This is a genomic window from Ramlibacter sp. (assembly GCF_028292805.1).
Taxonomy (GTDB): Bacteria; Pseudomonadota; Gammaproteobacteria; order Burkholderiales; family Burkholderiaceae_C; genus Ramlibacter.
Genome location: NZ_JAQGLS010000011.1, coordinates 1 through 5,934 on the forward strand (window position 1 = coordinate 1; position 5,934 = coordinate 5,934).

Consider the following 5,934-nt stretch of genomic DNA (forward strand, 5'->3'; position numbering starts at 1 on the left):
GCCGCTCATGCCGGCTGCCCCGCTCGCAGCGCGACCAGCAGCCGCCCCGAGGCGATGGTCGCGCGCCGGGTGCCGACCACGAAGCTGTAAAGGCAGCCGCCGGCCGAGCGGCTGAGCAAGGCGGCCCGCACCGACAGCGCTTCGCCATCGGTGGGAATCTGCGGCAGCTCCAGCCGCACGTCGACCAGGGTGGCCAGCATGCCGGCGCGCGGCCCGTCGGAGCGTTCCAGCAGGGCGCCGTGCACCGCGGTGGCCTGGGCCGCGTATTCGATGGCGGCGATGGCTGGCACCCGGCCGTCGCGGGCCAGCGGATGGCCGGCGGCGGGCAGGGCGCTGGTGCAGGCGATCTCCTGCTCGCTCCACTCGGTGACGGCGTCAAGCAGGCACATGGCGCCGGCATGCGGCACCAGGCCTTCGATGCCGGTGCGGTCGATCTTCATGGCTGCGCCTCCTCGCGCGCCAGCGCCAGCAGCTGCCCGCCCAGTGCGAAGCGGGCAACGGCGCCGGCCGGCTGCTCCAGCAGGCCCAGCGCCGCCAGGGCGCGGACGCTGCTGTTGCCGGCCCATTCCGGTCGCAGCCAGTCGGGCAATGGCGACGGCGCCAGGTCGGCGGCCGGTTCCAGCGCCAGCCGAAAGCGGCCCAGCCCGGGCGCCGCGGCGGCGTTGGCGGCGGTCAGCACGAAGGCGGCAGCCGTGCCCTGGGTGACGGGCAGCAGTTCGTCCAGCGGCGCCGTCATGGCCGGGTCGGACACCACCAGCAGCACCGGCTGGCCGCTGGCCATGGCATCGGTGACGGCGCACAGCAGGCCGCAGGCGAAGCTGTCCAGCCCCATGCTGACGACCGTCGCCGGCTGCTTGTTGCCCCAGCCGATCGAGAAGTAGCCCGAGGGCGCGTTGTGCACGGAGTTGGTGAACAGCAGTGGCGAGATCTGGCCAGTGGTGGCCAGCGCTTCGAGCATCTGCTGGCAGACCTCGCCCGTGCCTTCGTCGGTGGCGAACACCGAGCGCAGTTGCGCCGGGTCGAACGGCGACGATTCCAGCGCCTGCGCCACGCAGGCCAGCGCCAGCCGCACGGCCTGGCTGGCGCGGCGCCGCTCGGCGGCCGGCAATTGCGACAGCGGCGGCAGCACCAGCGGCGAGGGCTCGGGCGCGCGCCCGTCGCGACAGGCCTGGCGCAGGTCGGCCAGGGTCGGCAGGCCGGGGGCCAGGACACCGGCGGCGTGCAGCTCGAAGATCAGCGGCTTCATCTCACGCGCCCGCGCTGAAGACCAGGGCGCAGTTGCTGCCGCCGAAGCCGAAGTTGTTGCTGAGGGCATGGCGCAGGCCGGACGGCCGCGCCTGCGTGACCAGCTCCACCGCCAGGGCCGGATCGTGCTGCTGCAGATTGGCCGAAGGCGGCAAGGTCCTGCGCTCGACGGCCGTCGCCGTGATCACGGCTTCCACCACGCCGGCCGCGGCCAGTGCGTGGCCCGTGATGCCCTTGGTGGACGACAGCGGAACGGCGCCGGGCCCGAACACCGACGCCACCGCGGCGGCTTCGGAGCGGTCGTTGGCGGCGGTTGCCGTGCCGTGGGCATTGACCCAGCCGATGTCGGCCGGGGCCAGCCCGGCCTGCGCCAGCGCGGCCCGCATCGCCGCCTGCGCGCCTTCGCCTTCCGGGTGCGGCGTCGACATGTGCCAGGCGTCGCTCGATTCGCCGCCGCCGCTCACGCCGACCGCGGCCGGCGCCGCTTCGACCAGCATGAAGCCGGCGGCTTCGCCGATCGAGATGCCTTTGCGGGCGGCATCGAAAGGCCGGCAGATCTCTTCGGACAGCAGCTGCAGGGCATGAAAGCCGTGCAGCGTCGACAGGCACAGGCTGTCGGAGCCGCCGACCACCGCTGCGTCGACCACGCCGGCGGCGATCCAGCGCTGCGCCAGCAGGAACACCTTGGCGCTCGACGAGCAGGCAGTGGACACGGTGGCCAGCGGCCCTTGCAGGCCCAGCGTCTGGGCGCAAAAGCGGCTGAGCGCATCGACCGCGTGGGTGCGGCGGTAGTCGAAGCCGGCCGGCCAGCTGCCGCTCTCGCGCCGCCGTGCATAGGCCGGCTCGGTGCTTCCGATGCCGGAGGTGCTGGTGCCCAGGATCACGGCGATGCGGTGGGCGCCGTGGCGGTTGCGGGCGGCCGCGACCGCTTGCTGGAACGCCGGGTCCTGCAGCGCCAGCCAGGCCAGCCGGTGGTTGCGGCAATCCCAGGCGCCCAGGTGCGCCGCCAGGGCCGGATCGTCCACGCCCGGCACCGCGCCGACCCAGCAGGGCAGGTCGCACCAGTCCAGCGTGTTGGCGCGCAGGCCGCTGCGGCCCTGCACGGCCGCGTCCCACAGCGCGCCGGCGCCATGGCCGGCCGCGCTGACCACGGTGCTTGCCTGGATGCCCAGCATGGTGTTCAGGCGATGGGCCGGCATTCGAGCAGCGTGTGATAGCCGCCGACGCCGTCGGTGGAGCGCGACACCGTCAGGCCGGCGCGCTCGATCAGCTGCAGGAAGACGGCCGAGTCGTACATCTGGCTGTTGCCGTTGGCCACGCAGCTGAAATACAGCGACGTCTGCTGCAGGCTGAAGGCGGCCGCCTCGAAGCGTTGCCGGTCCCAGAACAGCTCCAGGATCCAGATGCGGCCATGCGCCGGCAGTGCAGCCCTGGCCTTGCGCAGGATGGCCACCACTTCGTCCTCGGAAAAGCAATCCAGGAACTGGCTCATCCAGATCAGGTCGTAGCCGCCGGGCAGCGGAGCGTCCGGGTCGAGCAGGTCCACCGGATGCGTCCGCACGCGCTGGCCGAAGCCGGCGGCGTCCAGCCGCTCGCGAGCCCGTGCCAGCTGGGGCGGCAGATCGACCAGCCCGATCTCGAGCTGCGGCAGCCGCGCCAGGCAGAACTGCGCCCATTTGCCGGTGTTGCAGCCCACGTCCATCAGCCGCCTGGGCGCGCCGGCGGCCAGCCGCTCGCAGGCGGCCGGGAAGGCCAGGTCGGAGTAGAAGTGGTCGAAGGCATGCCAGCTGGCGCGGGCCGGCTCCGGCATCGCCTGCAGGCCCTGGTACAGCGTGGCCCAGGGCCCGAGCTCCTTCAAGCCGGCCGGGCGGCCTTCGGTGAGCGATGCCTCCAGGTGCGCGGCGGCGTCGTAGCAGACGTCGCGGGTGAAGTCGAAGTTGACGCGCGTCATTTCGTCCTCCAGCAGAAACAGGCCCAGCTTGCCCAGGCGAAAGCGCCCTTCGGCGCGCCAGACGATGTGCAGGCCCAGGCCCGCTTCGAGCAGCACGCGCACGGCGTACGCCGGCAGCGCGGTCTGCCGCGTCACGTCCTCCATGGTGCAGCCTTCGGGGCCGGCATCCCGCAGCGCGGCCAGCACGCCGCGGTCGCGCATGGCCGAGGTCGCCTGGAACGCGAGCGGCGCGAAGGCCAGCCACTGCGCGGCGCTGACGGCCTGCAGGGCGGTGAGGGGATCCTTGTCGTACATGGGCATGGTGGTCCGGGTTCTGGCAATTCAGGGAAGGATGCGCGTGGTGGTCCGCTCGCCTTGGCGCTCGGTGACGATCAGCACCCGCAACTGGCCGCCGGTTCCCTGCAGTTCGACGGAATCCAGTTGGCGCTGGAGGGCGGCGCTGCGCGGCTCGAGCCGGGCCGACCAGACGTCGGCGTGGCCGCGCACGGTGATGCGAAAGTCGCGTTCCAGGCCGGCCAGGTCGCCGGCGACGGCGCGGCGCGTGACGTCGGCCAAGGCCTGCAGCGCGGGCGCCTGCGTGAACGGGATCTGACGGCGGGCGCCGTCCGCGCCTTGCCACTCGAGCCGGTCTTGGAGCAGCCGCCAGGTCTCGGGCCCGGGTGACTCGATCCGTTTTTCCAGGCCTTGTCTGGTCACGTGCAGCGTGCCGCGCGTGGTGACCGGCGACGACAGCCAGGGCGACTCGCGAACTTCCTCGTAGCGGGCATCAGGGCGGGCGCCACTGCGCAGCAACTGCTGCAGCTGCGGCAACTCCAGCGCCTGCGCCAGGCTGGTGCCGGCGATGAGCAGCAACGCCAGCAAGCCACGCACGGCGGGCTTCATGCGTGGCCCCCCTGCGCGGACCAGAACGGATAGAAATTGAACCAGTTGAGCGGGTAGCGGCGGGCAAAGCCTTCCAGCAGCCGCGCATAGCGGTCCACCACCGGCTGGAAGGCGGCGCCGCGGCTGTCGCGGCTGGCGGCGGGGCCGAACTCGACGAACTCGATGCGGTAGCGATTGGCGCCTTCGTACAGCCCGAAGCACAGCACCACCGGCGCGCCGGTGCGGGCGGCCAGCACGTGGGGCGCCAGCGGCAGGGCGACCGGGCGGCCCAGAAAGTCGACCTGCAGCGAGGGCGCGGCGCCGTCCACGCGATCGGCCAGCACGGCGACGATCTCGCCGCGCTGCAGGGCGTCGTTGGCGCGCAGGTAGCTGTCCGGGCGCCCGGTCTGGATCACGCTCGGGGCGTTCTCGACGATGCCCGCGATGCGGCGCACGTTGGCTCGCGGGTCCAGCCGCATCATGACGTTGATGGGGCGGCCGTCCATGGCCCGCTGCGCCAGCATCATCAGGTCGAAGCTGCCCAGGTGGGAGCCGAGCACCACGCAGCCCTGGCCTTGCGCCAGCAGCCGGTCGACCAGCGGCAGGCCGACGATTTTCACCTGGAAGCGCTGGAAGTCGCCGGTTGCCATGTAGACGCGATCGAGCAGCGTGGTGGCGAAGGTGTAGACGTGGCTGAACACTTCGCGCCAGCCGGCCCCCCGGCCGTTGACGGCGCGCAGGAATTCGCCGGAGGCGCGCCGCGCCGCGCCGTCGGTCAGCACGAAATACAGCGTGATCGGAACCAGCAGCCCGCGGCACAGCGGCCGGCCGGCGGTGCGCGCCAGCCAGGCGATGAGTCGCATCAGCCAGGCGCTGCCGCGTTCCGCCTTGGCGCTCCAGCTTTTCATGCCGCCGGCCCGGTGCCGGCGACGCCCAGCACCAGGCTGCCTTCGGCGATCAGTTGCATGCCGCCGCCGCGCTCGGCGCTGACGCGAAAGCCCACCGACCCGGCGCGCTGGCGAAAGCAGACCTGCGCCGACTCGCCGGGCAGCAGCGGCGCGGTGAACTTGACGCGCGGCAAGCCGGTCACCTCTTGCCCGGTGCAAGCGCGCAGGCGGGCCATGACGTGATCGAGCACCAGCACGCCGGGCACGATGGGCCGGCCCGGGAAATGCCCGGGCAATGCTGGATGCTCGGCGGCCACGCTGAAGACGCAGTCCATGCTCGAATTTTCGCCGGCGACAGCGGCGCGATGGGCCGCATACACGGCTTGCAGCGCGGCGCGAGGCAGTTTGCCGCTGGCGTCGCGAGGCAGCCGCTCCACCTGCACCCAGGCGCGCGGCAGGAACATCGCGTCCAGGCGCTCGCGCAGCCAGCGTTCCGCGGCCGGGCGGTCGAGCTTGCCGGCGTGGACCAGCACCAGGCGCTGCGCCGGCCCGTCCGAGGGCGGCAGGTAGAAAGCGCCATCGGTCAGCCCGGGCAGGTCTTGCAGCAACAGGTTCAGTCCGGACAGCGAAGCGCGCCGGCCGCCGATCTTGACCATGTCGGCGTGCCGGCCGCGCAGCTCGAAGCTGCCGTCGGCGGCCAGGTCGATCACGTCAGCCAGGCTGCGCGGCGAGGGGAAATGGGCGCCACACGCCAGTGTCGCGGTGTCGTCCTGTTCCAGCCGGACGTCGCCGACCGGCAGCCAGCGCGGCTCGACCGCCGTGCGCCGGGTGGCGAGCACGCCGGTTTCGGTGGAGCCGAAGATCTCGATCACCGGCGCGCGCAGCAGCGGCTCCACCTGGGCGGCCAGGGCCGGCGACAGCGGCATCGTCGACACCAGCGCCAGCCGGCAGTCGGGCAGTTCCTGGCCGGCCTGGGCCAGGGCGCGCAGG

At 72.8% G+C, this 5,934-nt stretch carries 6 protein-coding genes and 1 pseudogene; all 7 read right to left on the minus strand.

Going from position 1 to position 5,934, the window contains the following annotated elements:
• Window positions 1-5 precede the first annotated feature (5 nt).
• A complete protein-coding gene (locus tag JWP65_RS00440; protein ID WP_299759292.1) occupies window positions 6-440 on the minus strand; it encodes a hydroxymyristoyl-ACP dehydratase in 435 nt (144 codons plus the stop codon).
• On the minus strand, window positions 437-1,246 hold the full coding sequence (locus tag JWP65_RS00445) for a beta-ketoacyl synthase chain length factor (protein ID WP_299759293.1): 810 nt from the start codon (window positions 1,244-1,246) through the stop codon (window positions 437-439). Before JWP65_RS00445 ends, JWP65_RS00440 begins: the two co-directional genes overlap by 4 nt.
• Before the next feature lies 1 nt (window position 1,247).
• The gene (locus JWP65_RS00450; protein ID WP_299759294.1) at window positions 1,248-2,444 is read right to left on the minus strand and encodes a beta-ketoacyl-ACP synthase; all 1,197 of its coding nucleotides are present in this window, start codon (window positions 2,442-2,444) and stop codon (window positions 1,248-1,250) included.
• Window positions 2,426-3,490 carry a class I SAM-dependent methyltransferase gene (locus tag JWP65_RS00455; RefSeq protein WP_299759295.1) on the minus strand — a complete coding sequence of 355 codons (1,065 nt, stop codon included), beginning with the start codon at window positions 3,488-3,490 and terminating at the stop codon, window positions 2,426-2,428. The genes JWP65_RS00450 and JWP65_RS00455 overlap by 19 nt, the downstream gene beginning before the upstream one ends.
• A 27-nt stretch (window positions 3,491-3,517) precedes the next feature.
• Window positions 3,518-4,078, minus strand: a complete 561-nt coding sequence (locus JWP65_RS00460; protein WP_299759296.1) for a LolA-related protein — start codon at window positions 4,076-4,078, stop codon at window positions 3,518-3,520.
• Entirely contained in the window at window positions 4,075-4,965 is an 891-nt protein-coding gene (locus JWP65_RS00465; protein ID WP_299759297.1) for an acyl-CoA synthetase, read from the minus strand. The genes JWP65_RS00460 and JWP65_RS00465 overlap by 4 nt, the downstream gene beginning before the upstream one ends.
• Window positions 4,962-5,934, minus strand: a pseudogene (locus tag JWP65_RS00470) (beta-hydroxyacyl-ACP dehydratase); the annotation flags it as partial. The gene JWP65_RS00465 and the pseudogene JWP65_RS00470, both read right to left, overlap by 4 nt.